This window comes from Streptomyces sp. TOM-9, assembly GCF_056858595.1.
The window spans coordinates 7,552,151-7,578,212 of record NZ_JBXEQB010000001.1 but is presented as its reverse complement, the minus strand read 5'-3'; the positions used below and the strand labels follow the sequence as shown (position 1 = coordinate 7,578,212).

Here is a 26,062-nt window from a genome sequence, read left to right as displayed (position 1 = left end):
CCTCCACAGGACCGGGAGGGCGGCAAGGCGACGACGGCAACGGCGCAGCGTAAAGGAGGCGGTGAAGTCAAATTCCTCCAGGGTGACGTGCCGCCACTTGCCGCTGCGCCGCCAGAGCTTCGTCTCAGCCTTCCTGCACGCTACGGACTAGGCAATGTACCGCAGCACGCAAAAGAGAGGCTGAGCCGCTGCCATCTGCGTAGTCAATGACGGCTGTTTTCGCATGTTGGGTAATGAAGCCCGTCGCGGCGTGTTTGGCGCAGCGAGTGGCCAATACCACCACGTCCGCCTGTCGAGCTTTTTGTCGTAGTTGCGGGCTGCCCACGCTGTCGTGAGCGAGGGAAACCTTGATGCCAGGTTCGAGTTGCTGCAGCGCCTCGCCAACCCGATCCAGCACGCGCTCGTCCAGGGAGTACAGCAACACGTTGCGTCCAGCAGCGTCACGCAGGCCTGCTTCGGTGTCCTGCGCGTGTCCCTCACGGGGTTGGGTATGCCAGTCCAACGTAATGCCGAGCTCCGAGGACAGGCGTCGTGCCATGGCCCAGTCGGCGGGATCCAAGCGGTCCTGGTGGACATTGAGCGGCAGCAGCAGCGCCCAGGCGAAGGCCTCGCGTGCGTCAGGGGCGGGGTGTGCCTCCATGACAAGGCGGTCGGCGAAGTCGAGTGCGATGGCGGCTCGCTCGGGAGCTACCCAGCGGTCACAGGTGTCGGCGATTTCGTCGAGCAACTGCCGGTAAGTGGTGGCGGAGGGACTAGAGCGCAGCACTATCTCGGTCAGTGCCTGCAGGGCCAGCAAGTCACCTGGGCCAAGCCAGTCGTATGCCAGCGCGCAGGTGATCAGGGCACGGGCGCTGAGCGGCGCGGGCTGGTCATAACCAACGCTTTCGATGAAGGCACCCACGCAGCGCCAGATTCTTGCCTGACCCGTGTCGTGCAGTCCCTCCAGCAGGTCGGCAATATCCCGGTCGTCCAGGGATGGCGAGGGCCAGGCTGTCCAGACTTCCTGAACCAGGATGTTGGTCAGGCCGGTATAGCCATCGGCGACCGCGCGAATCAACTCGGGCCAGGAAGTGGGCGCCGTCTCGGTCGGTTCAGCGGCTTGCACCGGGGGCACGGCGGCTGACGGTTCTTGGTTGTGGGTCGGGATGTCAGCGGGGGTGTGAATTGGCTGCTGCGGAGCAATGTGCACGTCGGCAAAGGCCGCGGTGGCCTCCCGGAGCACCGTGGGGAGATCCTTGCGGGATGCCGTGTCATCGATCGCGGTAAGCACGTGCTGTGTGCTCACCGTGTCTTCTCGGGTCACCGCGGCGAGCAGGAGGACCGTGAGGGCTTCCACGGAGTAGAACGTGGCGGCGGCCTCGAAGGGGGCTAGGGCGAGGAAGCCGCGATCACGCAGAGCGCGTTGCGCGCCGGTCAGGTCGCCACGCTCAAGGGGTTCCTGCAGGTCGCAGGAGAAGGATGCGTTGAGCACCGCTTCTTTCACCGGTGTGGGGGGATCTTGCCGCAGGACGTCGCCGAGGCCGGGGAACTCGATCAGTTCTTGATTAAGGCCGAGCCGAGAGAGTCGCTTGATGTGCAAATGGGCGAGGTTGGCGGCGGTGATGCCACCTTGTGCGACCAACTGGTCGAGGACGCCTTGGGAGGCGGCTTGGCCACCGGCCGCCAGGGCAGCATCAAACTCGGCGAGCAGGCGCCCGGTGGGCTTCGTCGTTCTCCACAGGCGTGGCGGACGGCCGGCCAGGGTGTGCTGCATCAACAGGGCAACGTCAGTCAGCTTCTGGCGGAAGCGGCGGTTCGGGTGTGTTTCCAGTCGGAAGGTCGTCCCCGTTCCGGCGAAGTCCTGCACTGCTGCTTCGATGGGGTCGTTGCCGTCCAGCGTGCAGGGACGTACGTCGGCGCCGAGGAGATAGGTGGGTCCGGCGAAGGCGGTGATGAGGTTGCCGACGCGCGTTGCATGGGCCTCGTCGCGGGTGATCACGTAGATCGCGAAGCGGTCCTCAGCTTGCCGGTAGCGCGGCAGTACGACGGGGATGTCGCTGCCGCTGTACAGCAAATCGACGAAAGGTCGGACCCGATCGCCTTTACGGGGGTCGGGGTCCATTCCCGGCCATGCGTCGTTGCCTGGTCCGAAGAAGCGCTCAAGGAAGGTGCGGAGGTCCTTGGTGGTCCGGACGTGGGCACCCTGGCGCGTGGCGGTCACTTGTGCTCCTTCCATCGCTGGGCGAGTTCCAGGCGTGCTTGGGCCGCGTCGCTGCCTCCCACCTTGTAGCTCACCGCCTCATCGTTCTCCAACAGGCCGCGGACCGTGAAGTTCATGGATCCTGTGAGCAGCCAATCACGGCCGCAGATGGTCTTTTCGTGCACGGCGGGGCTTTGCACGATGCGTACCGATCGCTGTGGGGTCAAGCGGTGTAGACGCCCGAGGAATTGTGCATTGTGCGGATCCGGGCGGGTGACAACCGTCAGGGAGGTGCCGGCCGCCACGATCCGAGCAAGCAGGTCGGACAGAGAGCTGACACCGGGCGGGTTGTCGCCGAACAAGTCGTCGTATGTTCCCTGGCTGTTGTCCAAGACTCTGACGTCGCTGATCCAAGGTGAGACCAGCCACATCACGGGGCCAGGGGAAACGAGTTCTCCGATCAGGGCCGTCGCCAAGATCCCGTCGGCGCGCACGCCGGTGTGTCCGCCGGTGCGTACGGGACGTTCAAGTTGGCTCACTGCGTTGCCTCCCGGATGTCCACACGTACGCGCCACTGCTGGCCGTCGCGGCTGATTCCTTGCATCTCGCCGTACAGGCGTAGGACGTCCCAGTCCACGGTCAGAGCGGGCACGCGGACGATGGCGTCGGCGAGAGCCGTCGTGGCGTGTGTGTCGGCGGTCAACTCCACGGCAGCATGCTGGGCGATCACCGTCTGATAGCGCTGTTCCCAGCCCTCTTCGGTGACGTCGATGCGTGGCAGTTGCTCATCGTGGGCGGCGGCGGCCAGGAGACGGTCCAGGACGGGCGGACGGTCGAGGTAGGGCTGGTAGTGCTGGAGGTGGTGGTTGCGAGCGTCGCGTCCTCGCGGCCAGAGCAGGCTGAAAGCTTGGTCGGCCGACAGTCGCGGGCCATGGCCGGTGGCTAGGCGTCTGGAGCCGACGGCATAGGCAATAACACGGGCGTCGACTTCCACGCCCAGGCGGCGCTCCAGGGCCTGCCATCCGTCGATCAACGCCAGTGCGCTGGTGTCGGTCGTGGGACCGCTGCCAGGACGGAGCAGGCGGGTAGACAACGCTGCTACTGCGCTGTGCCGTGGCGGACCGTCGAGTTGGCTCCAAGCGTTGCGAAGGTCATCCAGTGCTTGCTTGGAGTCGGTGGCCGAGGTGTGTGCCCGCAGGACCGACATTGCGCGTGCCGCAACTCCGGTTGGTTCGGCCGTCACGTGGCGCAGGAGTCGGGTGACGGTGTTGTCGACGTACTCGTAGTCGTTGGGGGTGAGTGCCGTCTCCACCAGACGCCAAAAGCGCCGGGGGTCTTCGCCGTAGTAGCGGGAGAGTTGTTCAATGACGCCCAGGCCGCCGATGGAGGTTTCGCTGAGCCACACCACTGCTGGGTCGGTATCGTTGGCGGCGGGGACGACGTCCACGATCAGGTCGCCGTCTTGAGCGTCGGGGCAGGCGCGCAGGGCTGCGGCGAGGATGGATGCGGCCACGGTGTCGGTGTAGGCGCGCTGTGCCAGGTCGGCGCTGCGCAAGGCGATATCCGAAGCCACGAGAAGTTGTCCGGCCCGGTCGAGGGCGTCGATGACAGTCGGCACCTGGCTGAGGTCGGTGAGGGTGGCGATGAGACGTTCGTTGCTCTGGGGGGACGGTCCGGTGTGGTCGTCGCGGTAGAGCACACTGAGGATTTCCGCGAGGTCATCTCGCCAACTGCCGTCCGCCAGGGTGGAGCGGATCGACGCCGGTTCGGGAGCGCTGTCGTTGAGACCGTGCAGGGAGAACGACGTGAGGTACACCAGCGCCAGCCAGCCGCGCTGGAACTGATTGGTCACGTCCGCCAGTGCGGAGTCTTCGGCCACGGTCTGGAAGAACGCCAGGGTGCGCCATTGGGGTGAGGTGAGGTAGTGCACGACCTCGGGCCGGGTGGTGTCCAGTGGGGCGAGGGTGAAGGCGGCTGCATCCACGTTCAGCCGGAACCCGAGCGCGGCCGGTTCCCCGCTATGGGTGTAGTGCACGGTGCGGGCGTCTATGGTGCCCTTGTCGTAGCTCACTTCAAAGCGCGATCCCGCAGTCATGCGGCGCACCTCGATCGGGTTGCCTGCGGCGTGCGTGGCGAAGCCGACGGTGGTGATGCGGTGTTCCCATGTCGAGGGGCGGGGGACGTCAGCGGGCAGGGGTGGGGTGCTGGCATCGACGACGATCTGTGAGCCCCAGAGGGGAAAGCCCTGTGACCTGTCGGCAACCTCCTTGGGAGGCTCGCTGAGTTGCAGCCGGTGCGGGCGCAGGACGACCAGTTCTGTCGGGTCCTGGGTCAGGGGGATCCAGCGGCCTTCGGTCGTGGAGTCGGGCACGAGGCTGTCGTCGAGTTCCAGGGTGTCCTGGCCGGGTGGAGGGATGGGGAGCCAGGTGCGGTGGTCGTCACGCTGATGGCCGTAGCGACGGCTGACTCTGCCGGGTACGGCTTCTTTGAGGGCCCTGGCGACCGGCAGCATCTCGTCGGTGCTGTCCTCCTGCTCGGCGGCGCTGGCGGTCGTGCGCGCAGCGAACGGCAGGATCAAGCCAACCTCGGGCACGTTGAGGGGGGCGAACAGCGTCCGTGTGACGAATTCCGGCAGCATGGCGCCGGGCTCGGCACCGGGATCCTTGTCCTGGAGGGTCTGCCAGTTGCTTTTCAGCCGGCGCACCGCGGTGGGGACCACACTGAGCAGCAGTGAGCGTGGCTCTTCCCACAGCAGGGCTTGCACTTCGTCGGCGTTCAACTGCAGCGATGCTTTGAGATGGCGCGCCAGGTCGTCCTGGAGAGCAGGAGTGGTCAAAAGACTCTCCAACACCTGCCCCAAAGCCTTGCGAGCTGCTTCGTCCTTGTCGTTGCTCAGCTTTTTGGGTGCGGTCAGCAGGCTCCTCGGGTCGGCCCACCGGTGGCCGGAGGAGCGCAGTTTGCGTCCCGCCCAGTCCAGCAACGCCTGGGCCCCTTGGATCTTGATAACGAAGCGGTTGTGCACCGGGAGGTGGCGTGCGGGAACTTCCGGCTGGAACAGCGTCTCGTAGGCTTGGTAGGCCAGTCGGTCCCGGCCGTAGTCGGACAGGGTGATGACCGTGAGGGGGCGCATGGCACGCTGCCGGCCGGCCCGTCCGCGTCGCTGGATGAAGGCTGCCGCGTCGTGGGGTGCCTTGTGCTGGAGTACCAATCCGACGCGCGGGTCGTTGAAGCCGACTTCGAGGGAGGCGGTCGCCACCGTCAGGTTGGCCTGCAGATCGACTCCGACGTCTTGCGATGACGTGCGGCCTATCCGCAGGGCGTGGTGGCCAAAGCCCGGTGCGAGCACGTGGCCGATCTTTTCCATCAGATCCCAGGATTGGCCGTCCCGGTAGCGGGCGCGGTGGTGAGCGCGAGTTGGGGCGCGCAGCGCTGCCAGGGCGGGTTTGCGGCCGGGTTGGCCGTAGCGGTTCTGCCCTCCTTCAGCATCCCGCAGGTCGTCGTAGAACCGGTTGGTGACGTCCAAGTCGTCGGTGAACAAGAACCCGGTGGACCCGTACAGTGCGGCGTCTTCTTCCGGATCCAGCATCCGTCCGAACAGCATTGCGGTTTGGATGGAGGTCGACAGCAAACTGCTGCCGGCGATCGGATCGCCGCGCAGTGCGAGTGCGTACTCCCGTCCTTCGTGGTCCATGTTGTCGTCGGCGGGTTGGATGTACTCGACGTGGCTGTCGCGTAGTCCCACCAGGCGAGCGAAGAACGCTCCGGCCTCCCGCAGGGTGGCGCTCAGGCCGACAAACGTGACCGGCTTGCGGACGGCCTGCTGCCACCTGCGCAGCAGCAGGGCGGTCTGCGCTCCGTGGATCCCGGAGTAGCTGTGGACTTCGTCCAGCAGCACCAGAGACGGGACCGCGCCTCCCTGCCAGCCCAGCAGACGGCCGATGTCGCCTCCGGAACTGTTCAGGTTGAGCATTTCGGTCGTCGTAAACAGCAGGTCAGGGGGTGTCGCCTGCTGTGATTGACGGGTCAGGGCGATGCGGCCGTCCGGGATGGTGGCGCGGCAGGCAACGCAGACCAGTCGCTCCAGATTGTTGCGGCGGTCAAGGTCACGCCACAGCAGTTCACCCCGCTCGCACGTGGGGCAGGTCAGGAAAGGGCAGATGGCGCCCTCTCGAGTCCGTTTCCATGCGGTGCGGCCGTTTGCGTCAGCCTTAAGACGCTTGTCATCAGGGGTGTAGGGGGTGTCCCCGTACAGGGCTCCCAGTCGAAACGGTCGGCGTCCGGAGCTTTGCAGGGCGGGCTCCAGCGAGCGTGCGGTGCTCAGTGCTTCCCGCAACTGGTCGCGCAGCAGTTCCTTGCGCGGGTACAGCGCCAATGTGTGCAGACGCGAACTGTTTGATCGGGCTTGCTCGGCCATGGCGACAAAAGCCGGCAGGTAGAAGGACAGCGTCTTACCGCTACCGGTGCCGGCGCCCACGATCACGCCGCTGGAGTGCGAGCGTTGCAGGGCGTTGGTGACCGCCATGGTGGCGTCGACCTGGAAGCGGGCAAGGTCACGCGACCCGATGTGGGTTTGCGCAATGAGGTTGTGAAAGGGGCCCCAGCCGGCCAGATTAGCGAATTCCTTCAATGCCGTTGCCGCTGGGATGTTGCGCTGGGGGTAGCGGCGCGGCGCGGTGTGCAGGCGATAGTCGGCCACCAGTCGCTTGCTGCTTTGCCACCACTGCACGCACTCGTCGCGGACCTGCCAGGTGAACAGTTGCCGCAACTGCGCCGCTAGCCGGACGGTCTCTGCCAACCGTGTGCGGTACTGCGGGGGCGAACTGTCGGGCACTTTGAACAGCCAGGCGCGATCACGGAACTCGTACAGAAGGTCCTGGCTTGACATGTCTGCTGCTTCCGCAGGGGCGTTCGGCAGACAGCGGTCAAGGACGTCGAAGATTTCACTTTCGGTCAGGGCTCCGTCGGTGACACCCCAGGACAAAAGCGGCAACTCGTGATCTTCAAGGGCATTGAGGACGTTATTGTAGAACCGGGCAAGGGGCGGTGTGATCACGCTCGCCTCCTACGGACTTCCAGGTCGGCGTCGAGGAGAACCTCGCGCAGCAGTGCGATCTCCGCATCGGTGATGTCAGACAGCAGCACCGTGGTACCGGATTCCAGCCGGCCCAACAGGGTCTGCAGTCCTTCCGGAGGCGCTGACGCAGTACTGAGCAGTTCAGTCAACTCAGCATGCGCGTTGGCGAACAAAGTGACCGCCGCCGCATCAAAGTCCGCGGTGCGACTTGCTCGGACGAGTTGTTGGTTCAGCGACTTGGCCCGTGCTTGATCCTCCGGGGAGAGCATGACTTGCCGCACAATCTCCAAGTCCGCCAGTCGCGCTTGCGTCCACTGCCGCCACGCTTCCCGGCTGTCCTGGGCAATGCGTTCGGTGACCTTCTGCACGGCCGTCGAGGCTTTAATAAAGGCTCCGTTCGGGGGCAATCCGCCTTCGCATTGACGGGCGAACGCCGCCAAACCCGTATCCAACCCGGACAGGTTGATGTCGGGGCCTGTCGGTTGTGCCATCAAGGAGCGCACAATGCGGATACGCCCCTGCAAGGTGGCCAAGTCGGCCCGCAGGACACTGATCCGTTCACTGATACGCCGGGCCTCCTCCTCGCCCTTCTCTCCCTCGGTGAGTCGGCGCGCCTCCGCCTGCAGACGCTCCGCCTTCTCCAGGACGGACAACTGCCCGCTCATCACTTCTCTCCCTCTGCGCTCAGCGCCTGCCACTCGGTCAAAAGCTCCCGAACACCCCGAGCGGCCTCGTCGCCATGGGAGTTCGTGCGGGATGCTGCGTGATCCAATGCTGTGGTCAGCCATGCGTCGCTTTCCACCAGCAGCGTGCGCACCGTGGGCAAGGTGGCGCCTCGGTCACGCGCGGCCGCCGTGATGCATGCCGCACGCCGCGCAGCGTCGGATGCCTCGGGATCTTCGGTCCTGCGCAGATCGTCCTCGAGTTGGTTGAGGATTTTCCAGTCGACGTCCTGCGCCTGCGCCAGGAGGTCCCTGAGCTGGTTCCGGGTGACGAGAGAAATCGGGATACTCGCATCCTCGGCAGCGGTGAGCGCATCGCGTACCGCTGCCAGGACCTGTGCCCTCGTCGTGCCGCGTGGATGGTGCTGGCGTATGTCATCCATGTGTTCGCCCAAGAGCGCGTTCTGCGCGTTCACCATGTCCACCCAGTTGGCGAAGTTCTTCACGGCCGGCTTCACCCACTGCGGCACCTCAAGTCCTGCCACCTGCCAATCCCACTGCGCAGTCGCCTGGCGCAGGAGCGGCAAGGCACGTGCAGCATCGACCATGCGTGGTTGCCCCGCGCCCTGAGCAACGCCCAGGGCGTTACGAAGCCGCTCGATCAGGCGTTGTCTGTTCTCAAGGTGGGTCTTCAGGGCGTTGCTCCAGGCCACGGTGCGACTGGCGGAGTCCTGACGTACCCAGGCTCGCCCGTCGGCGAAGGCTGCCGACAGCAATTCAGCCTCGTCCATGCCAGGCCAGACCTGCCCGGCCAGGGCAGCCCCGATGAGAGAGGCTCTCAAGCCGAGCACCAAATCGGCGTCGGAGATCTCCAGGGTCTTTTGCAGTGCCGCGGTAAGGGACGCAGCGTAGCGTTCGGCATCGGTGCTCAACCGACGTACGTGCTCAGCCCGGGCAGGGTGACCGTTCTTCAGCAGCAGCACGCTCTGCAGATAGCGACTGTTCCGTGCTGTTCGCTTGATCCGGATGGGTGCCGCGTCCGCACCCTGCAGGTTTTCACCTGCTCCTTCGATGGAGACCACACGGGCGTTGTTCTTCCAAGCGGTGCGAACGGTATCTTGCGTCTGCGCCAGCATCAGGGGATCGACCCAGCGGTACCGCTGCATCACCGCGGCGGAAAGGACGGTACGCAGGTCACTCGCGACGGCCTGCAAGAGAACCTTCTCTCGCGTGAGCCAGTCCTCTACAGCGTTCACCTTGCCCTGCAGGGATGCCAACAGTCCCTTTTCCGCAGGGACCGGCAAGGTGTCCGTGCGATGCTGTGCAGGCTTATCAGACACCCCCTTGTCTTGTTTTCCGCTCTGCTTCTGGGGCGACATGCTCTCACCAGAAAAAGTGCGGGGCTCCAGGCCAAAGGCTTCCATGACAGCGTCAGGCAGCAAACCAGCATGGTCTGGGGCGTCGCCCCAGAATTCGAGGACGATCTTTCGCCGGTCAGCGTCGGTTTGGTCCTCTGCTTCTACAACTTCCCGCACCTCGGCAGACAGTGGCTTATCAATGCCTGCCGTGGGGAACTGCGTCCGGAATCGAGCGTCGGGGAATGTCCCTTCCCTCAGTGTGCTGGCATGCTCGACCAGGACAGGGCGGATCACACTGCCGAGCACGGTGCGGGGAACGAACGCATAAGGATCACTACGCGGAGCCGTCGCGTGGATAGCGCGGACGAGCGCCGACTGATTGAACGGATACAGTCCGATCCCGTTGGAGGTCGCCCCAAACTGTTCATGACACTGGGAGATCAACTGGCAACTGTCGCAGCGGTTGGGAACCTGCCCGCCCTGTGTACCCGCTTCGAGGACGTCACGTCCCAGACGTGCAGCGTTGAGGTATCGCCCGACGAACGCGGTGATCTCAGACTCACCTTGGTGATCCTCGGTGAAGGGCACGTTGAGGTCGTAGATGTAGCCGGCCGTGGCGCGAACTCGGGTGAGTGCGGTTTCCGGCAATTCCTTGAAGTAACCCGTGGTGACCGCCATGAGGGTACGAATCGGGGCCAGGCCTGTACGGCCGTATCGGTTGGCAGCCTCGATCACGGCATCGAGGAGATCTCTTTGCACACCCTGGATCAGCGCAAAATCCTCGATGAGGAGAATGATCTCTTTGTCTTTGCGGGCGTACTCACGCCGCACCTGGAGCATCGCATCCTGCAGTCGGCCGGCTCCCAGGCTCGCCACCCGCTTGACGGCGGTCTCCAGATGCTTGTTCAGCAGGTCGACTGCAGCCTGCTGCAACTGCGTATTTCCGGAGATTCTACTAACCAGTTTGATCGTGACCTGGGCAGCCTGATGAAGATCCAACAGATCGGTAGGCAGGTCCTCAACCGTGAAGGCCATGGGGCGATCCGATTCACCGGCTTCACGATCCCGGAGCAGTTGGCCCGCCAACTGGGGGACGAACTTCCCTGGCGCAAGCATGTAGGCGCTCACGTGAGGATCTTGCAGGATCACCGCCAGGCCATGAGGGCCGTGAAGCCCTCGGGCATCCTGCGGCACGTCCCGTGGGGTCGTGGCGGCCAGGGACTCGCTCAGGGCGTTGACAAGTCGCCTGCTGAGCGTGGCAGCGTCCACGCCGTCGGTGAACTTGTGGATATCGGCGCGCAACTGAGCTAGGGCGTCGTCATCCGTATCAGCAAGCAAAGCGTCGATAACGGCACGCAGGCTCGTCTTGGCCTTTTCCAGGTAGATTACTTTGTACTTGTCCGGGTCCGAATTTGATTCCAGCAGATTCTCGTACACCCAGCGCACGAGATGAGATTTTCCAGTGCCGGAGTCACCGACGATCGGCAGCAAGAGGGCGCCGGTGTCGGATTTCAGTGCGAGAAAGTCGTCACGGACGGTTTTCTCATCGATGAGCGCACCATCGGAGAGAATGGCGCGTCCGTCCAGGCGGGCCCGGCGAATACGCAGTGGTGCATGTGTGGCCAGGAAAACCTCACGCGAGGGGCTGACCGCCTCGGTGTTGATGGTCGCAGCCGCGGTTTCGGGCGTCCAGCAAAGGAAGCCGCGGAAGTCAGCCATGCTGGTCCTCCGAGATGACGATGTGGGACACATAGTGGGACGGTTGGTCAGGGTCGTGAAGGGTCAAGATGCGCTGAGCGTCGGCGTCTTGATGCGTGATGAGCCATCCCTCGTCTTCACCGCGTAGCAGGGCAAAGGACAAGACGGGTCCAGCGGATTGCGCTCCCGGGTCTGGGATGCCCAAGGCGTTGGCGTACTCCCCGCCCGGGAGTACCGGCAGGGCGGTGCGTAGCGCGCGGACGGCGTCGACTGCGTTAATTCGCTCCCCGGCGGCCCACAGACTCTGCACGGTCTGCTTGATGGCTGTCGTGCAGTCGGGAGACAGGGGCCCCTTTCCGCTGCTGGGTAGCAAGGGATCCGCTCCCAGGCCAAGCGCTGGCGCCCAGTGTACGAAGCGGTTCCAGCGCGTGTCGTTGCGTGAAGCGGTGCCCGCTTCGGGATTGAGGTCGATGGACTGCTCAAGTTGGGCGATGTCCCAGGTGGCCGGCTCCTCAAGGGGGTCCCTTGACAGGAACCACACGAGGGTGCGGGTCAAATCTCTCGGTCCGGTCTGCCTGGGATCTTCCGCCAACTCGGCGTTCAGGTCGCTGTCCAATACGGCCTTGCGCAGGGCGGCGCTGAAGGCGGCGAAGTCGGTGCCGTCCAGGTCGCGCGCATGTCCGGCGAGCGACAGTCGACTCTCTTCTTCCACGATCAGCCGCAACTCACGCAGGCTGCGCATGGCTTGGTCGAAGGCCTTATTCTCCTTTCCCTCGGTAAGCGAGGGTGGGGACAAAAAGGCCCGTGCGCGGTCTGTGGGCAGCGGCTTTCCTTCTGCGGCAAGGAGGCGCACAACGGCCCACATGAAGGGTGGTATTGATGCGTCCACGTTGAGGAGGGCCATTAGAACGACTCCAAGGCAGTACGCACCCACAAGTGGGCACGGTGAATTTCGACAAGCGGGGTATCGGGGCGGTCTGGGTGCGTAAGGGACCGTGGATGCAGCAAGTACGTTACATCTTGGGAATCGAAGCGCATCGCCAGGTCTGGTCCCATGTGTGAGTCGGACGGGTCAAGGAGCCAGACCATCGGGTTGGTGTAACTGCCGATGAGGTCCTTGTCGATATCCAGGATGAGTGGATGGGGACGCACTTCGCGTTGCAGGCGTCGTGGGGTGAGGCGGTTCAATCCCGGACCGCCCACCACCGGCATCCCTCGCACCGCCAGTCGTTCGATCAGTTCCGGTATCAGGTCGGTGAACTCTCGCTCTGTTTCCCAGTAGATGGAAAGGCACGGCAGATCGGCCCGGAAGCGCCGCAGGGGGTCTTCCGGTCGCCTCGTCCAGGACGGCACCGGAGGCCAGGGCTCGACAGCCAGCCGGTAGTAGCCCTCCGGCGTGGCCAGTGGAGGACCGTCCTTGCGGCAGTGCGGACAGCCGCGACAGGTCACTCCCGTGGTGAGCCTGCCTCCGCGGTAGGGCACGCGGTAGTACTCAGCCAGCGCCTCTCCCCAGCAGCGGTCGCTGCGCAGCACGGTTTGAAGCCGGCCGGCAGCAGCACGCTGGTCCTTGATGATCTGCTGGCGCACGGCTTCAAAGCGCTGACAAAAGTGTGCCTCGTCCGTGGTTTGGCTGTCGGAGAGGATCACGTCGAATTGCTTTCCCAAGGCGGCGTAGAAAGCATCGGAGCGCTCTTGCCACGCTTCTTCGGTTTCCTCGTCGCTACGCAGCGGAGGCTCGGGGATGGTCACCTTGATGAGGCCAGCCCTGACCATGAAGTTGAGGATGCGCTCGTTCCAGGTGCGGTGCTGGTTGAACCCTTCAGACATGTCGGCGGGAAGGGCATCAAGGCTGAGACGATAGGCCCCGCTCATGGTGGAAGTGCGGCCCACCCACATGGCACGCCACCGGGCCCAGGCACGCTTGGCCGTCAGTTGCGGGCTGCGGTTCAGACTCTCGGCTAGCTGCTCGTCCCCCGGAGCGGTAGCCATGTAGGCAATGCAGGGGTTCCCGTCACGTCCTCCCCGGCCTACCTCTTGGTAGTACCGGTCGGTGGTCTCCGGCAGGCAGGCATGGACCACGGTGCGCACGTCGGCAAGGTCGACTCCCAGACCAAATGCCGAAGTACCCACGACCACGTCGAACCGGGTGGGGCTTGGCCCGGCAGGTGTTGAACCTGACCACCCTTCCAGGGCTGCACGCCGCTCGTCGTCCTTGGAGTTCCCGGTGACGTGAGTGAGGCGCTGAAAACCAGCTTGGCGTAGCCGCTTGGCCCAGTCTTCAGCGTCTTGCACGCGCGTGGTGTACAGCGCGATCGGCCGCGGCAGCATGGCGACAGCCTCGATGATGGCTTCTTCTCGGCTCTGGGTGTCTGGGCAGGCCTCGACGTAGTAGCTCGGCTCGTGCCGTAGTTGGGAGGCCCAGACCACCTGTGCTTGCCCTTCTTCGGCGAACAACTGCTCCAGGAGGGTCACCTGCTGCTCGGTGAAGGTGGCGCTCATGGCCACCGTCACCGGCGCCTGGTCCTCGGGGGCCTTGCGTAGCCAGGTGCGCCGGTGGCTGGCCATGGTCTGGAATTCGGGCCGAAATCCGGTGCCCCACTGCTCGACCAGGTGTGCCTCGTCGATAACGAAGTACTGCAGCAGGCCGGCTTCAGCGGCGTCCTCCAAAGGCTTCTTCAGGGCCGTCACCACGGCTTCGGGGGAGGCAAACAGCAGGCGTTGGCGACCGGAGCGGACGTCGTCGCAGATCTGCCGCTTGAGCTCCTCAGGCATGCCGCCGGTGTAGGCGTATCGGCCGGTAGGGCTGTGTCTGCCCTGCCGCGCAAGGGTGGCCTGTGTTCGGGCCTCCATGTCCAAAGCAAGAATGACGGTGGGGACGACCACGAGGGAGACGCCTCCGCGGGTGCCGGCCAACAACGCCGAGGCTTGGGCAACCGCGGTCTTGCCGTGTCCGGTGGGCAGACACACGATCGTGGTGGTGCCAGCGGGAGCGAGTGCGACGGCTCGCGCTGCTTGCTGCTGGCCGACGGAGACATACTCCTGGTAGCCGAGGGCCTCGGCCCAATAGGGGTCGGCCGGGCGGGAGTCGAGGTGTCGCCGGTGCGGGGAGTCTGCCCCGAGGTACACCTGCTTCAGGTCCTCCTTGGCACTTTCTTGTGCTTCGGGCGCCACCGTCGGCGGGTGCCACATGAGGGCAAAGACCCGCAATCCACGTTCGGTCGGCAGCGTCCGGCACGCCATCTGTTCCCATTGATCGCGGCTGGGCAAGGCCAGATCGAGCGGCACCTCAAGTCCGGTGTTGTTGCCCCGAACGGCCGCCTCCAGCAGTACCTGCCGGGTCAGGGCAGCAATGTCACGCCAACCCACCGAGTCCACACCGAAAGCGGCCCGGTCGGCCAGGGCGTCTTCCAAACGACGCAGGGTTCCGGTGGCCGTGGTCCGCGGCACCTGAGGCCACGCCGCATACAGTTCCTGGGCCTGTGCCCACAGATCACCCATCGTGCTTCACCATCCGGTATCCCCCACGCACAATGCACGTAGCGGCGACCACGCGCACTGAGGGGCGGCTCAGTCCCTCTATGAGATCCCGCGCCACGGCCACGTCCAGCAGGTAGCTTTCCGTGTCACCCAGGAGGTGGCCAGCCGCACGCCGCGCCTGCGCCTGAGCGGTTGCCACCGCAAGCTGCTGCCGCGCCTGCTCCTGCGCCTGAGCACACTGGCTCATGAGGTCGGTCGCCTGGACAAGGTGAGCCTGAGCCACCCCCTCGGCCGTCTCGGCCGCCTGCCGGTAGTCCTGCCAGCCACCGAAAACAGCGACCAGTTCGCCATGATTTTTGACGTTGTAGTTCTGGTCGCCTCGCTTGCCGTACGGAGCGTCCAGCCAGGCACATACCTTCGGATCGGTGAGAGCGGTGCGATGCCCGGCCGACACCCATACCTTCCGGGTAAACGGGGGAAGCAGGCGGTCAGCCTGGCGTCGCAGGGCTCCCGTGGCCTGCGGCACCGCCTGGACGTGCCGCAGTGCGGCACTGATGTCGGCTTCTACGAGGTACTCCAGCCCGAAGTAGGCCTCATCGGCTCCTTGGCAGGCCCCGTCGAAGCGACGGAACGCCGTCGCCTGACCGCGTTCGTCAGCGAAGACGATGTCAGCGAGCATGTCCACAAAGGGGTTGCCCAAACGGAAAAGCCGGGTGCCCGGAACACGCAGGGCGGTGGAGCGGTTAAACACACCCTGCGTCATGTGGGGATGAAGGCGTGCAGCAGCCGCCGTGTAGCGCCGAGGGTCGATCAGCGGACGCGAGGAGGCGACGTCGAACTGGTCACGCTGGTGGCCTGTCACGGTGCGCATCGCATGCCGAAAGCGCAGCCCACCACTGCTGTCGTCGGCATAGCGCACCAGGTTCTCACGCAAGGGACGCCAGTCCTGCTCCAACTGATCGAGCGCGGTCGTGATCTCACGTGCCTGTTCAGAGATCTCGCGGGTGGACTCCAGCATGTCCATGGTGTCGATATCGCGCTTGGCCTGGCGCAGTTCCTCGCGCAGGTCAGGCGCGGTGTTCGTCAGCCCCACGGGACCATCGGCGAGGGCTTGCCGCCACACGCGGGGCAGCCCTTCGGCGATGGTGTCCTGCAGGGTCGACACCGACGCAGTGAACAGGTCGTACCCCTCGTGAAGCAGACCGGGCCAAGCCCCGCAAAACGCCTCGCCCCCTTCACGGTCACCAATACGGAACTGCTGCGCCGGCCGGTCCTGCCGTAGCGATTCCACTCCGCGGTAGCGATCCACCCGGCCGATCCGCTGCTCCAGGCGGTTAGGAGACCACGGCAGCCGCACGTGCACCACCACGTCCGCGACTTGCAGGTTCAATCCATCCTCGGCCGTTTCATCGACAACGAGCACCTGGCACCGTGTGGCGTCCGCCGGAGCGCGCCAGGTCTGCACAGCCTGCTCGCAGGCATCCACACCGACCGCACTGGTGTGCTGGCCGACCACGGCAGCGGGGACGCCAATGCGCAGCGCCGCCGCTACGCGAGCAGCCAAAGTCCCCGGGCCGCAGAAAATCACTGCCCTGGTGCCGGGACGAACCACCGGCCGCAACGCCTCGACCAAGGCCGTGGACGCGGCAGTGGCGGGGAGTTCAGCGCGTTGCTTGGTGAAGGTCTCCCACAGTTCACGTTCGCGGGAAAGGGTTGCCGGTGCTGCCAGAAGGAGCCGTTCCTGTTCCGTCAGTCCAGCCTGGTCGGCGGCTTGTCGATCCTGGTGCGTGCGCCACTGCAGCGCGCACAACAGATCGTCCGCCAGGCCTCCGGCCCGAGAGGCAAGCACCGCCAGTGCCATTGCGTAGGCCGTGTGCTTGGCGTTATCGGCTGCGGTGTCCACCAAGTGGTCGGCAATGAGCGTGCGCCACTCCAGGAGCAGCCTTTGGCCCAGGTGGTGCTCTCCAAAGTCGACGGCGAGCAGGCGTGGACGAGTGCGTCCCCTCACCTCGTAGGGCATCAGGTCCGCTTCTTCGTCGTCGCGCAGCACGGAGGCGCGGCGATGGCGGATGACCCGTCGGTGCAGGCGGTAGGTCTCACCGAGGTGAGCCCTCAGTGCCTCCACACGGACGGCCAGTTCGGGGGCTTGGTCCTCGTCTGCCAGTTCGTCGTCGTCGGTGAGGAGTTCCAGCACGGCGGCGGCCAGCCCATCGAAGCGGTCGTCGGGTGGCAAGATGCCCCGCAGGTCTTCGATGGTCATCGGCAAAAATGCGGGGAAATAGGCGTCCAGTTGGAACACGCCGTCGGCGAGTTCCTTACGCCGCCGGTAGCGCTCTTCGAACGAGGCCCGGTCGTCCCAGCGATACAGGTTCTGGTCCAGCAGGTGCAGCAGGCCGAGGTGGGTGACGTAGTGGGAGGTCACCGGGGTGGCCGACAGTAGCAGAAGGCGCGTGGCCGAGTGGGCGATGCCGCACAGTTCACGGTAAGGCGATTGCGTCGGCTCCGTGATGTCGTGCACGAGGAGGTGCGCCTCATCCACGACGAGCAGGTCGGCGTCGCGGTAGGTCGCCCACTTGTGGGGGGTGTCGTGGGCGGTAAAGGTGATGCGGGCGTCGGGAAAGTCGTCGATGAAGAACTTCTCGAGCATTTCGGTACGCCACTGTCGCACCAGCGGCGCCGGGGCGATGACGACCACCCGGGCACGAGGGTTGTCGATCAAGGTTTCGCGAATGACGTAGCCGGCCTGGATCGTCTTCCCGAGTCCGACCTCGTCAGCCAGCAGGTAGCGCTGGACCGGGTCAGACAGGACCGTCAAGGCGGCCTGCACCTGGTGGGGGTAGATCTCCACCGCAGAAGAGAGCAGGACCGGAATGCTTCCGCTGGCACCGCGCTGAGCGATGAGGCTGTGCAGCATCGGCAGGCGGGCGTCATGGAAGTAGCCTGACTCGTTCCCGCCGGCTCCCAGGGTCGCGACCGGATTTTGTACCGGTTGGTCCCATCGCACATGCAATTCCGCTGCCCGTACTGGCAGATGCACATCCGGGTGGTTGGGGAACTGCACGTAGTACACACCCGGGTCGCTCCCCTGCACGCGCCCCACAATCCACACTCCCGTGCTGGGATCGCGCCTGTAGACCCGAGTTTCTTGCGGCAGAGATACCGGCGTACACAACCGCGCAGCGATGCGATGGGTCTGCGCAACGGGTTGCGCTATCGACTCAAAGAAGTCAACTTGGACATTCTCCCCCTCAACCGCCACGACTCGGCCCACCCCTGGGGAGCCAGCAAAGCGCACAAAATCCCCCACCCTGACCCCTGGCATTGCACTTCCTTCACGAGGCACTCACATCTGGCCGGTTGAAGCGTAAACGGCGCCACCGACAATGTCCCCCCTCGGATGCATGTTTTGAGCGATCAACGAGTGGGCGAACCCCTGGTCACGTGCCGGAAGCCCGCGCCCACCGGCGCATCGTGGCTCCTCTCAGAGGAGCTTGTGCCACCCCTGCGCCGGTCGGCCTCCCCTGATTGGGCGCCAAGTGTGAGCGCGAGGATGGTGGACATAGGCACACAGCCGGTCGGGGCAATGGGGTACACGCAAGTTCGCGGGCTGGCGCCAGGGGGGGACACCGAGCATGTGTGAGGTCGTTAAATCCCATTACAGATGATCTGGTGTCGCCCGTTCGGGGGTGATGGGACGGTTCCATCCTCGTGTCATGTCGTGTACATGATGTAGTGGCTGACATGGAACGGATGCCGTACGCAACCGACTTGACCGACGAGCAGTGGGCGTTGATCGAACCGCTGGTCATAGGCTGGAAGCAGGAGCGGGTGGCACGGTCCGCGACCGGGCACCCGGGCTCCTGCGATCTACGGGAAGTCGTGAACGCGCTGCTCTACCAGAACCGGACCCGGCTGTCAGCGGCGGCTCCTGCCCCACGATCTCCCGGCCTGGTCGGCGGTGTTCTACTACTTTACCCTGTGGCGTGAGGATGGCCTTGACCAGCGGATCCAGGAGATTCTGCGCTGCCAGGTGCGGGAGCGGTCCAGACGATTAGAGGACCCGTCGCTGGTGATCATCGACACGCAGTCCGTCCGCGTGGCGGCCGGGGTGCCGAAGGTGACGACGGAACTGGATGTGAACAAGAAGACGCCTGGCCGCAAGCGTGGGCTCGCCGTGGACGTCATGGCCTGATCATCGGCGTGGTGGTCCTGGCCGCGAGCGCACACGACAACGAGGCCGGCATCGCCCTGCTGGACCAGGCGGCCGAACGATGCGGGATGCACCTGGAGAAAGCCCTGGTCGACCAGGGCTTCAAGGACGCGGCGATCATCCACGGAGCGGTGAAGGACATCACTGTCGAAGTGGTCCGGCGCAACCCCGACCACGGCAGGGGCTTCGTCCCGCAACCGAAACGGTGGGTGGTCGAGCAGGTCAACGGCACCCTCATGCTCCATCGCCGCCTCCCCGCGACTACGACCACCGGCCCGACAACGCGGCCTCCCGCATCTACTGGGCCTCCACCGCCGGCATGCTCCGCCGTCTCACCACCCCCACCCCGCCTGGCGTAACGACGTGGAGTTGGCCGCGTGAACGGCTCCGAACTCCTGCGGCTGCTGCAGACCGAACACGACGAGACCACCGCACGTGTCGACAACTTGCATCAGGAGATCGAGCGGCTTGCCACCGCCCTCGCCGAGGCCAAGGCCCGCCTGGCCGAACTCGCCGCCACCCGCAAGGTCATCGAGGGCCTCACCCCGCCCGACTACGCACCGACCTCCGCGGAGACCGCTACCGTCTACCAGCGCATCGTGACTGTCTTCAACGAGCGCCCCGAGAAGGTGTTCCGAGTCCGCGACCTGCACGAACATCTCGGCCTGCCCACTGACGAGCCCTCGATCAACGTCACCCGTTCCCGCCTGGACGACTCGTTCGCCAGGGATTCCTCGAGCAACCCGGACGCGGCCGCTATCAGAAACGGACTTAACGCCCTCTCAAAGCCGGTGCGGGACGCTGGGACGTGCCGAAGCGGGACGAAGTGACAGCCGTCGGGCACCGGCGCTGGTAGGACATGGTCAACGCTGGTTGGAGATGAACCCTCGCTTCGACGGTGCTTGCCTCGGCGCGGATACTCCCCGGCGGTACGATAGGCGGTTTTTCCGTCCGGTTGGTGGGAGTAACCGGACGTGCGCCTGAGCAGCTCACCGCCCTTGACGCCATCTGCGCTGGCAGAACCAGAACCCCGACCTGGGACCGGGTTCACTCCCGACTGCGGGCCCACGCCGCTCGGCCACTACAGCACAATCCACACGACGTTGATTGGGCTGACGGTCGACCTCCTACCCGACGACGGCGAATTCGCACTCCGTTCACCGTGTCCTCCTGGACACGGTGAACGCGGCCAATCGGTTAGCCCCGCACAGTACGGACCAACAGGTCGGTGAGCAGGCGGATGTCGTTGGGGGTGTTTTGCAGCCCGTTCCAGCGGCGCTGCTCGCCATCGCCGAAGCGCCACATGCCCGACGTCCAGGCAGTCACCGGCATGAGGCCGAGGACCGCGTTGCGAACCTCGTCGCAGTCGACGTCGTCGGCGGGCATGCCGTCGGTGAGGGTGTCCATGACGAAGCCCATGGCTTGGATGCCGACGCCGTGGGTGAGGCGGGACTGGCGGGGCGGGAGTTTCCAGGCGTCGCTGAAGGTCTGCTGCACGATGGTCCAGAAGGATCGCAGGTGCTGCAGCATGCGTTCAACGTCGCCGGAGCCGTCTTCGGGGTTGCGGTACTGGTAGAGGGCGCCTTCGAAGAGACTGTGCTCCAGCATGCGCAGCAGACTGGTGTCCTTGATGTTGCCGTGCGGTGAGGTGGGACTGGCCACCCGGCCGAAGAAGGGGCCCTTGCCGTCGGTGTTGAGGCGGGTCATCAACTGGGCCGGCAGACGCTTACGGGCGTAGGCGGGCGGGAGGTGGCCGCTGGTTTCCGGCAGCAACTCGTGGATGAGTCCCTTGGGCAACGGCTTGGTGGAGTTGACCAGGATGAACTGAGAGCGCTGGTCCTCTTGATTGTCGGCGATGAACCCGACCGCAGCAACAGGGAATTCGGCCAGGTCCGCATCACGGATGGCGGCGCTGCGCTGCTGTCCGTCCACGATCAGGGCGGGCTTCTCCTGGTCGGTGAGGGATTCATCGACCGGGATCACCAGGACACCGGGAACGGAGTAGTCCACGCCGGCGTTGGGGCGGATGCCGGTTTCAAACCGGACGGTGTCATCGAAGGCCAGGACGAGGGCGTTGGGGAGCATGGCTTGCTCGGACTCGAGGTACCGACGGATGCCGCGGATGTGGCTGAGGACCTCGGGGCGCTGGTAGCCCTGCAGTTCGCTGGTGTCGTTGCGGCGTACGCGGGAGACGGCGGCGAAGCTGTGGAGTTTCTTCCCGTCTACGGCAAAGCAGTAGATTTTTCGGTTGCCTTGACGTACTTCGAGGGCGGGAAGCCTTAGCTCGTATCGGTCGGCCATCACATCTCCTGGGCGGGGTTCTAAAGAAAAGCTGGACGGGGCGAGTTTATGTGAAGGTGAGTTGTCTCATCTTTGCTTCGAGTACGGTGAGATTGTGAAATCCACGGCGCTTGTTGCGTTCACTGCCGCGGAATATTGCGATTTCGATTCCGTGCTTCTTGCACAGGGCACAGGGGCAGGTGCGCCAGGGTGCGTCGCTCAGGGTGCGCTCGTAGTACTCGAGGTAGCTTTTCTTTTTCGGGTCCAGTACGAGGGCTTCGTAGGTTGCTAGGGCACTCATGACTTCTTCGAGTGCCGTTTCTTCCTGGTCGAATTCGCGCAGGGCGCGCAGGCAGGCGCGCTCGGCGACGATGGCTTCGGCCTGGGAGACGTGGCCGGACAGGATGAGGCGCTTCAGGGCGGGGTTGCCGTCGACCTGGGGGACGCGGATGGCGGTATAGGGGTCGGTGGCTGTGTGGTAGTTGTTGCGGTCGTCCATGAAGGCCTGGCGGAAGGCGGAGGTGCTGTCGAAGCTGGTCACGCCGTGGCGGGCAAACTGCTCCATGCTCTCGACGCGGTTGATGCCCAGTAGGTGTAGTCCGGTTTCGGGTGCGCGGACTTCGTCGATGGCGCGCAGGCAGGCGAGGATCTCGTGGGATTTCAGGGGGACCATACCGCCGAGGGCGATGCGCTGGTATCCCATTTTCTGCAGTTGTGCGACGCTGTGGGCGTAGCTGTGGGGGCCCCATCCCTGAGCGGCGCCGACGGGTTCGAATCGGGTGCCTTGTGTCTTGGTGGCGGTGAGGAAGTCTTCGGCGAGTTGGAGGGAGATCTGCTGGCGCTCCACCCACGCCGGCTCCGGTTTCGCGTCGGATTCTTCCGGGATGTATCCGAAGATGATGTGGTCGATGCTGATGCCTGCGTCGAATCTGCATCGGCCGTAGAAGTCGAGGACTTCGTCCACCTCATAGGGTGGGCGTTCTTCGTCGATGTAGTTGAAGGCGCCGCAGTCGCCGATCGTGGAGCATGCCTCCGGGAGGCGGAAGAAGTTCCTCACGCCCAGGCGGTAGAGGCGTTCGCGCTGTGGGGCAGAGTACTTTCCTGCGCCCTTCATTGATCCGTCGACAACCGCTTTGCTGACGAGGATCCCGTCGTAGGGGATCGGCGTCACGGCCTGGTGGGCGTAGACGTCATCACGCTGGCGCACTCGGTAGGGTGAGTACTCGTCGTTGATGAAGTCGTAGGTGGGACTGACCAGGTCTTGGCTGTCAGGGAAATAGAATTTCACGCGGCTTTTGCCTTTTCCTGCACATAGACACGGAGGAGGTAGTTCGACAGGGTGCTGATGTGGCGCGGGTTGTTCTGCAGTTCGTTCCAGGGGGTGTTCAGGTCGGGCCAGCGTCCCTGGGTCCAGCGGCAGTGGGGGGCGATCAGGGCGAGTTCGGCCCGTGCCTGGTCGATGGCGTGGGGGGAGGCGGGATGGATGGTCATCATCACGCGGTCCATCAGGCGTCCCATGGAGCGGATGCCCACGCCGTGCATCAACCGGGATCGGGTCGGCGGGAGTCCCCACGCCTCGGGGAAGGTGTCCCGCACGGCACTCCAGTAGACGACGAGGATCTGTCGAATGGTGGCCGTGTCGACCGTGCCGTTGGACAGGTTCTTGTAGGGAAAGAAGACGCCTGAAGGGGAGTTGAGGGATTCCTGGATGGCCGTGGTGAGGCTGTTATCCGTGACGACGGCCTCGGCCTTTTGCTCTGCCGTGGTGGAGGGGCGGCGCACCAGTCCGCGAAACGGTGAGTCCTTGTCGTGGTTGAGGGCCTCGACCAGGACAGAGGGGAGTTTGCGAGCGGAGAGCTTGGTGGGCAGCGAGGTACCGACTTCCGGAAGGAGTTCGGTGACCAGGTTGGTGGGCAGTGGGGAGACCGTGTTCACGCGCAGGAACTGGTCGCGTTGGGTTTCCAGGTCTTCGGCGACAAACCCGGCAATGGTCACGGCCAGGCGGGTGTTGCGGGTGCGCGCCAAGGCAAGGCTTCGCTGCTGACCGTCGACGATCCAGGCCGGCCGCGGGGCGTCGACGGCGTCGGGCAGGGGAATCTCCAACGTGCCCGAGGTGCACAGGCCGTCGCTGCTGCCCGGGCCTGGGCTGGACTTGAAGCGCACGCTCGAGGGCAGCGCCAGGATCAGGCCGTTGGGGAACAGGACCTCGTCGCCGTCGAGGTACTCCAGGATCTGCCGTACGTGCTGCTTCTTCTCCGGACGTTGGTAGCCGATCAGTTTGCCGGCCTCGTCCCTGGAGATCCGCGCCACGTCGGCGACCTGATGTACCTCCTCTGCTGCCAAGGTGAACACATACAGAGGGATCGTGGGGTGCTGCTCGATCCGCAGGGCCCGGCGCTTAAGCACAGTGGAGGTCATCGAGGGCCAATCGTCGATGTATAGAGGTCGGCGAAGCGCTTTTGTTCACAGGCCATCCCCTCGTCTCTCAGCAAGCGCAGCAGGCGGGTCCGGGAGTAGTCGGGGTAACTGCTCTTCATGTCTTTGATGAAGTCGATCACGGCTTCGTCCGACATCGGCCGGCGGTCATAACGTTCAGGGCGCGCCGCCTGGTCCGCCCAGGCCACCCAACGCGCCTGCGCAGCAGGGGTGATGAGACGGCCCGGTATGCAGTGCTCGAGCCAGGAAGCCGCCATGCGGACATTCAAGCTGGTGAGCGTACCGCCCAGGGCCCCTCGCAGGGCGGCATTGGCCGGCAGGCGCACGATCCCGTCCAGATCGCAGGCGCCTCCGATCAGCACCACGTCGGCTCCCGTCACCGCCAGCGCGGCAAGGTCGTGGTGCATGGCCTGGGCGTAAGTCTCGGACAGCACCACCAGCGCCTGCCCCGCGGCGGCGAGCTGCGGTAGGTGACTGCTGCCGTCCATGCGCTGCAGATGATCCCACCAGTTGGCCGTCTGCGCACTGGACGAAACCACGGAGTCTGCGTGTCGTGGCGTGAAAGTCGCCGCATAGGACGGGGCAAGACTGGAAACTGGCCGCAGGCCCAGCCCGGCCGAGGCCACGTAGAGGCGGGGAACAAACCCTGCCCGAGATGCGGCTTTTGTGAGGAGTTGGGCGCGTCGCCACTGATCGCCCTGATACAGATCGCTCAGCGCGACCCGCGGTCCCGGCACGGCGCGCAAGCGGCGCGCCCATTCCGCGGCCCGTGGCGGAATGTCCGTGGCGGTCAGGTCTCTGGCCTGCAGGCGCGGCTCAGGTGGTGAGGTCTTCCGGTCCGTGCACGTGACCACGATGGGCAACTCGTTCACTGCGGATCGACCTCTGGCTTCCGTAACTCGTTTGTTGTTGTGGTTACTGTAGCCGGTAGTTAGGAGGGTAAGCTGCCACTGCCTCACCTGAGGCAACTGGACTTCAGACAAGGGAGTGACAGCATGGACCGTCCCGCGATCGTGTTGCTGAGCGGCGGCCTGGACTCGACCACGGTGCTGGCCATCGCCAAGGACCAAGGATTCACTCCCTATGCGCTCAGCTTCCGCTACGGCCAGCGGCACTCGATCGAGTTGGAGGCGGCCCAGCGCGTAGCCGAGGCCCAGGGCGTGGCCCGGCACGTCATCGCCGACATCGATCTGCGGGTCTTCGGCGGCTCTGCCCTCACCGCTGACATCGAGGTGCCCAAGCACGAGTCTCTGGCAGACGTGCAGGACAGGGGGGTACCGATCACCTACGTGCCGGCCCGCAACACGATCTTCCTGTCGTTCGCGCTGGCGTTTGCCGAGACCGTCGGCGCCAGCGACATCTTCACCGGGGTGACTGCCGTGGACTACAGCGGCTACCCCGACTGCCGCCCCGAGTACATGGAGGCCTTTGCCACCATGGCCAACCTGGCCACCAAGGCGGGCGTCGAAGGAACCTCCAAGATCACGCTCCACTCCCCGCTGATCGCACTGTCCAAGGCGGACATCGTCCGCGAGGGCCTGCGTCTGGGTGTGGACTACTCCCTCACCTCCTCCTGCTACGACCCCGACGAGCAGGGCCGAGCCTGCGGCAAGTGCGACACCTGCCTGCTGCGCCTGAAGGGCTTCGCCGAAGCTGGCGTGACGGACCCCGTCCGGTATCAGAGCGCCTGAGCATGACCTACCTGATCAAGGAAATCTTCTACACGCTACAGGGAGAGGGCAGCCATGCCGGCCGCCCGGCGGTCTTTTGTCGCTTCTCCCGATGCAATCTGTGGACCGGCCGGGAACGGGACCGCTCCCGTGCCATCTGCCAGTTCTGCGACACCGATTTCGTCGGCACCGACGGCGAAGGGGGCGGCCGTTTCCGGACAGCCCAGGAGTTGGCCGACGCCGTGGAAGCCGCCTGGCCCACTGCCGATCGCGCCCACCGGTTCGTGGTGTGCACTGGAGGAGAACCGCTGCTGCAGTTGGACGAGGACGCCATCGACGCCCTGCACGAGCGCGGCTTCGAAATCGCGGTGGAAACCAACGGCACCCGCCCGGCTCCCCGCGGCATCGACTGGCTGTGCGTGAGTCCGAAGATCGGCTCCACCTTGGTCCTCACCCACGGCGACGAACTCAAACTGGTCTACCCGCAGACAGGTGGCGACCCGGCCCAGTTTGAAGAGCTGGACTTCAGCCACTTCCGGCTGCAACCACTGGATGACGCCGACCGTGAGACGCACACCCGTGCCGCCGTCGAGTACTGCATGAAGAACCCGCGCTGGACGCTTTCTCTCCAGACGCACAAATATCTGGGAATTCAGTAATGGAAATCTTTCGCGAGTTCACCTTCGAAGCGGCCCACCGCCTGCCGCGCGTGCCCGAGGGCCACAAGTGCGCCCGTCTGCACGGCCACTCCTACAAGGTCTCCGTGCATGTCGAGGCGCCCGTCGATGCGGAAGCGGGCTGGGTGATGGACTTCGGGGACATCAAGCAGGCCTTTAAGCCCATTGATGCACAACTCGACCATTACTACCTGAATGACATCGAAGGGCTCGAAAATCCCACGAGTGAGAACCTGGCTCGCTGGATTTGGGACCGTATGGTTGCTGAGCTTCCCGGCCTGTCTGTCATCACCGTGCGCGAGACGTGCACCTCCGGTTGCACCTACCGAGGCGAGTAGCGG

Annotated in this window: 16 protein-coding genes and 1 pseudogene; 5 read left to right on the top strand and 12 right to left on the bottom strand. The window is 64.9% G+C overall.

The window, feature by feature from the left end:
* Positions 1 to 124: 124 nt before the first annotated feature.
* Genes dpdD through dpdE form a run of 8 tightly spaced genes read right to left on the bottom strand, consistent with a single transcriptional unit; the run spans position 125 to position 17,770 of the window.
* Positions 125 to 2,200, bottom strand: coding sequence for a protein DpdD (gene dpdD / locus AC1VWI_RS34975; protein ID WP_499515021.1), 2,076 nt, complete (start codon positions 2,198 to 2,200; stop codon positions 125 to 127).
* On the bottom strand, positions 2,197 to 2,718 hold the full coding sequence (dpdK, locus tag AC1VWI_RS34970; RefSeq protein WP_499515020.1) for a phospholipase D-like domain-containing protein DpdK: 522 nt from the start codon (positions 2,716 to 2,718) through the stop codon (positions 2,197 to 2,199). The genes dpdD and dpdK overlap by 4 nt, the downstream gene beginning before the upstream one ends.
* Positions 2,715 to 7,232 carry a protein DpdJ gene (gene dpdJ, locus AC1VWI_RS34965; protein ID WP_499515019.1) on the bottom strand — a complete coding sequence of 1,506 codons (4,518 nt, stop codon included), beginning with the start codon at positions 7,230 to 7,232 and terminating at the stop codon, positions 2,715 to 2,717. Before dpdJ ends, dpdK begins: the two co-directional genes overlap by 4 nt.
* A complete protein-coding gene (locus AC1VWI_RS34960) occupies positions 7,229 to 7,918 on the bottom strand; it encodes a hypothetical protein (RefSeq protein ID WP_499515018.1) in 690 nt (229 codons plus the stop codon). Before AC1VWI_RS34960 ends, dpdJ begins: the two co-directional genes overlap by 4 nt.
* Entirely contained in the window at positions 7,918 to 10,992 is a 3,075-nt protein-coding gene (gene dpdH / locus AC1VWI_RS34955; protein ID WP_499515017.1) for a protein DpdH, read from the bottom strand. Before dpdH ends, AC1VWI_RS34960 begins: the two co-directional genes overlap by 1 nt.
* Positions 10,985 to 11,875 (bottom strand): protein DpdG, encoded by an 891-nt coding sequence (gene dpdG / locus AC1VWI_RS34950; protein ID WP_499515016.1) that lies wholly within the window; start codon positions 11,873 to 11,875, stop codon positions 10,985 to 10,987. The genes dpdH and dpdG overlap by 8 nt, the downstream gene beginning before the upstream one ends.
* Positions 11,875 to 14,469 carry a protein DpdF gene (gene dpdF / locus AC1VWI_RS34945; protein WP_499515015.1) on the bottom strand — a complete coding sequence of 865 codons (2,595 nt, stop codon included), beginning with the start codon at positions 14,467 to 14,469 and terminating at the stop codon, positions 11,875 to 11,877. The genes dpdG and dpdF overlap by 1 nt, the downstream gene beginning before the upstream one ends.
* On the bottom strand, positions 14,462 to 17,770 hold the full coding sequence (dpdE, locus tag AC1VWI_RS34940) for a protein DpdE (protein WP_499515014.1): 3,309 nt from the start codon (positions 17,768 to 17,770) through the stop codon (positions 14,462 to 14,464). Before dpdE ends, dpdF begins: the two co-directional genes overlap by 8 nt.
* A 419-nt stretch (positions 17,771 to 18,189) precedes the next feature.
* Here dpdE and AC1VWI_RS34935 point away from each other — a divergent pair.
* A pseudogene (locus tag AC1VWI_RS34935) lies at positions 18,190 to 19,039 on the top strand (IS5 family transposase).
* Entirely contained in the window at positions 19,036 to 19,488 is a 453-nt protein-coding gene (locus AC1VWI_RS34930) for a PspA/IM30 family protein (RefSeq protein ID WP_499515013.1), read from the top strand. Before AC1VWI_RS34935 ends, AC1VWI_RS34930 begins: the two are co-directional and overlap by 4 nt.
* A gap of 367 nt (positions 19,489 to 19,855) precedes the next feature.
* On the opposite strand, the gene dbpB (AC1VWI_RS34925) is transcribed toward AC1VWI_RS34930, so the two are convergent.
* The 4 genes from dbpB (AC1VWI_RS34925) to AC1VWI_RS34910 are packed head-to-tail and all read right to left on the bottom strand — an operon-like array spanning position 19,856 to position 24,246.
* The gene (gene dbpB / locus AC1VWI_RS34925; protein ID WP_499515012.1) at positions 19,856 to 20,959 is read right to left on the bottom strand and encodes a DGQHR domain-containing protein DpdB; all 1,104 of its coding nucleotides are present in this window, start codon (positions 20,957 to 20,959) and stop codon (positions 19,856 to 19,858) included.
* A gap of 46 nt (positions 20,960 to 21,005) precedes the next feature.
* The gene (gene dpdA / locus AC1VWI_RS34920; protein ID WP_499515011.1) at positions 21,006 to 22,226 is read right to left on the bottom strand and encodes a tRNA-guanine transglycosylase DpdA; all 1,221 of its coding nucleotides are present in this window, start codon (positions 22,224 to 22,226) and stop codon (positions 21,006 to 21,008) included.
* On the bottom strand, positions 22,223 to 23,356 hold the full coding sequence (dbpB, locus tag AC1VWI_RS34915) for a DGQHR domain-containing protein DpdB (protein WP_499515010.1): 1,134 nt from the start codon (positions 23,354 to 23,356) through the stop codon (positions 22,223 to 22,225). Before dbpB (AC1VWI_RS34915) ends, dpdA begins: the two co-directional genes overlap by 4 nt.
* Positions 23,353 to 24,246, bottom strand: a complete 894-nt coding sequence (locus AC1VWI_RS34910) for a hypothetical protein (protein WP_499515009.1) — start codon at positions 24,244 to 24,246, stop codon at positions 23,353 to 23,355. Before AC1VWI_RS34910 ends, dbpB (AC1VWI_RS34915) begins: the two co-directional genes overlap by 4 nt.
* 123 nt (positions 24,247 to 24,369) lie before the next feature.
* Between AC1VWI_RS34910 and queC the strand changes: the two genes are divergently transcribed.
* The 3 genes from queC to queD are packed head-to-tail and all read left to right on the top strand — an operon-like array spanning position 24,370 to position 26,059.
* Positions 24,370 to 25,065 (top strand): 7-cyano-7-deazaguanine synthase QueC, encoded by a 696-nt coding sequence (queC, locus tag AC1VWI_RS34905; protein WP_499515008.1) that lies wholly within the window; start codon positions 24,370 to 24,372, stop codon positions 25,063 to 25,065.
* A gap of 2 nt (positions 25,066 to 25,067) precedes the next feature.
* Entirely contained in the window at positions 25,068 to 25,703 is a 636-nt protein-coding gene (gene queE, locus AC1VWI_RS34900) for a 7-carboxy-7-deazaguanine synthase (protein ID WP_499515007.1), read from the top strand.
* Complete coding sequence (gene queD, locus AC1VWI_RS34895) at positions 25,703 to 26,059, top strand: 6-carboxytetrahydropterin synthase QueD (protein WP_499515006.1); 357 nt, start codon at positions 25,703 to 25,705, stop codon at positions 26,057 to 26,059. The genes queE and queD overlap by 1 nt, the downstream gene beginning before the upstream one ends.
* Positions 26,060 to 26,062 lie beyond the last annotated feature (3 nt).

What these genes read in the sequence shown, in the direction of transcription:
- AC1VWI_RS34960 (WP_499515018.1), bottom strand. Translation starts at nt 7,918, where the DNA reads ATGAGCGGGCAGTTGTCCGTCCTGGAGAAGGCGGAGCGTCTGCAGGCG.
- dpdH (WP_499515017.1), bottom strand. Translation starts at nt 10,992, where the DNA reads ATGGCTGACTTCCGCGGCTTCCTTTGCTGGACGCCCGAAACCGCGGCT.
- dpdG (WP_499515016.1), bottom strand. Translation starts at nt 11,875, where the DNA reads ATGGCCCTCCTCAACGTGGACGCATCAATACCACCCTTCATGTGGGCC.
- dpdF (WP_499515015.1), bottom strand. Translation starts at nt 14,469, where the DNA reads ATGGGTGATCTGTGGGCACAGGCCCAGGAACTGTATGCGGCGTGGCCT.
- dpdE (WP_499515014.1), bottom strand. Translation starts at nt 17,770, where the DNA reads ATGCCAGGGGTCAGGGTGGGGGATTTTGTGCGCTTTGCTGGCTCCCCA.
- dbpB (WP_499515012.1), bottom strand. Translation starts at nt 20,959, where the DNA reads ATGGCCGACCGATACGAGCTAAGGCTTCCCGCCCTCGAAGTACGTCAA.
- dbpB (WP_499515010.1), bottom strand. Translation starts at nt 23,356, where the DNA reads ATGACCTCCACTGTGCTTAAGCGCCGGGCCCTGCGGATCGAGCAGCAC.
- queC (WP_499515008.1), top strand. Translation starts at nt 24,370, where the DNA reads ATGGACCGTCCCGCGATCGTGTTGCTGAGCGGCGGCCTGGACTCGACC.
- queE (WP_499515007.1), top strand. Translation starts at nt 25,068, where the DNA reads ATGACCTACCTGATCAAGGAAATCTTCTACACGCTACAGGGAGAGGGC.
- queD (WP_499515006.1), top strand. Translation starts at nt 25,703, where the DNA reads ATGGAAATCTTTCGCGAGTTCACCTTCGAAGCGGCCCACCGCCTGCCG.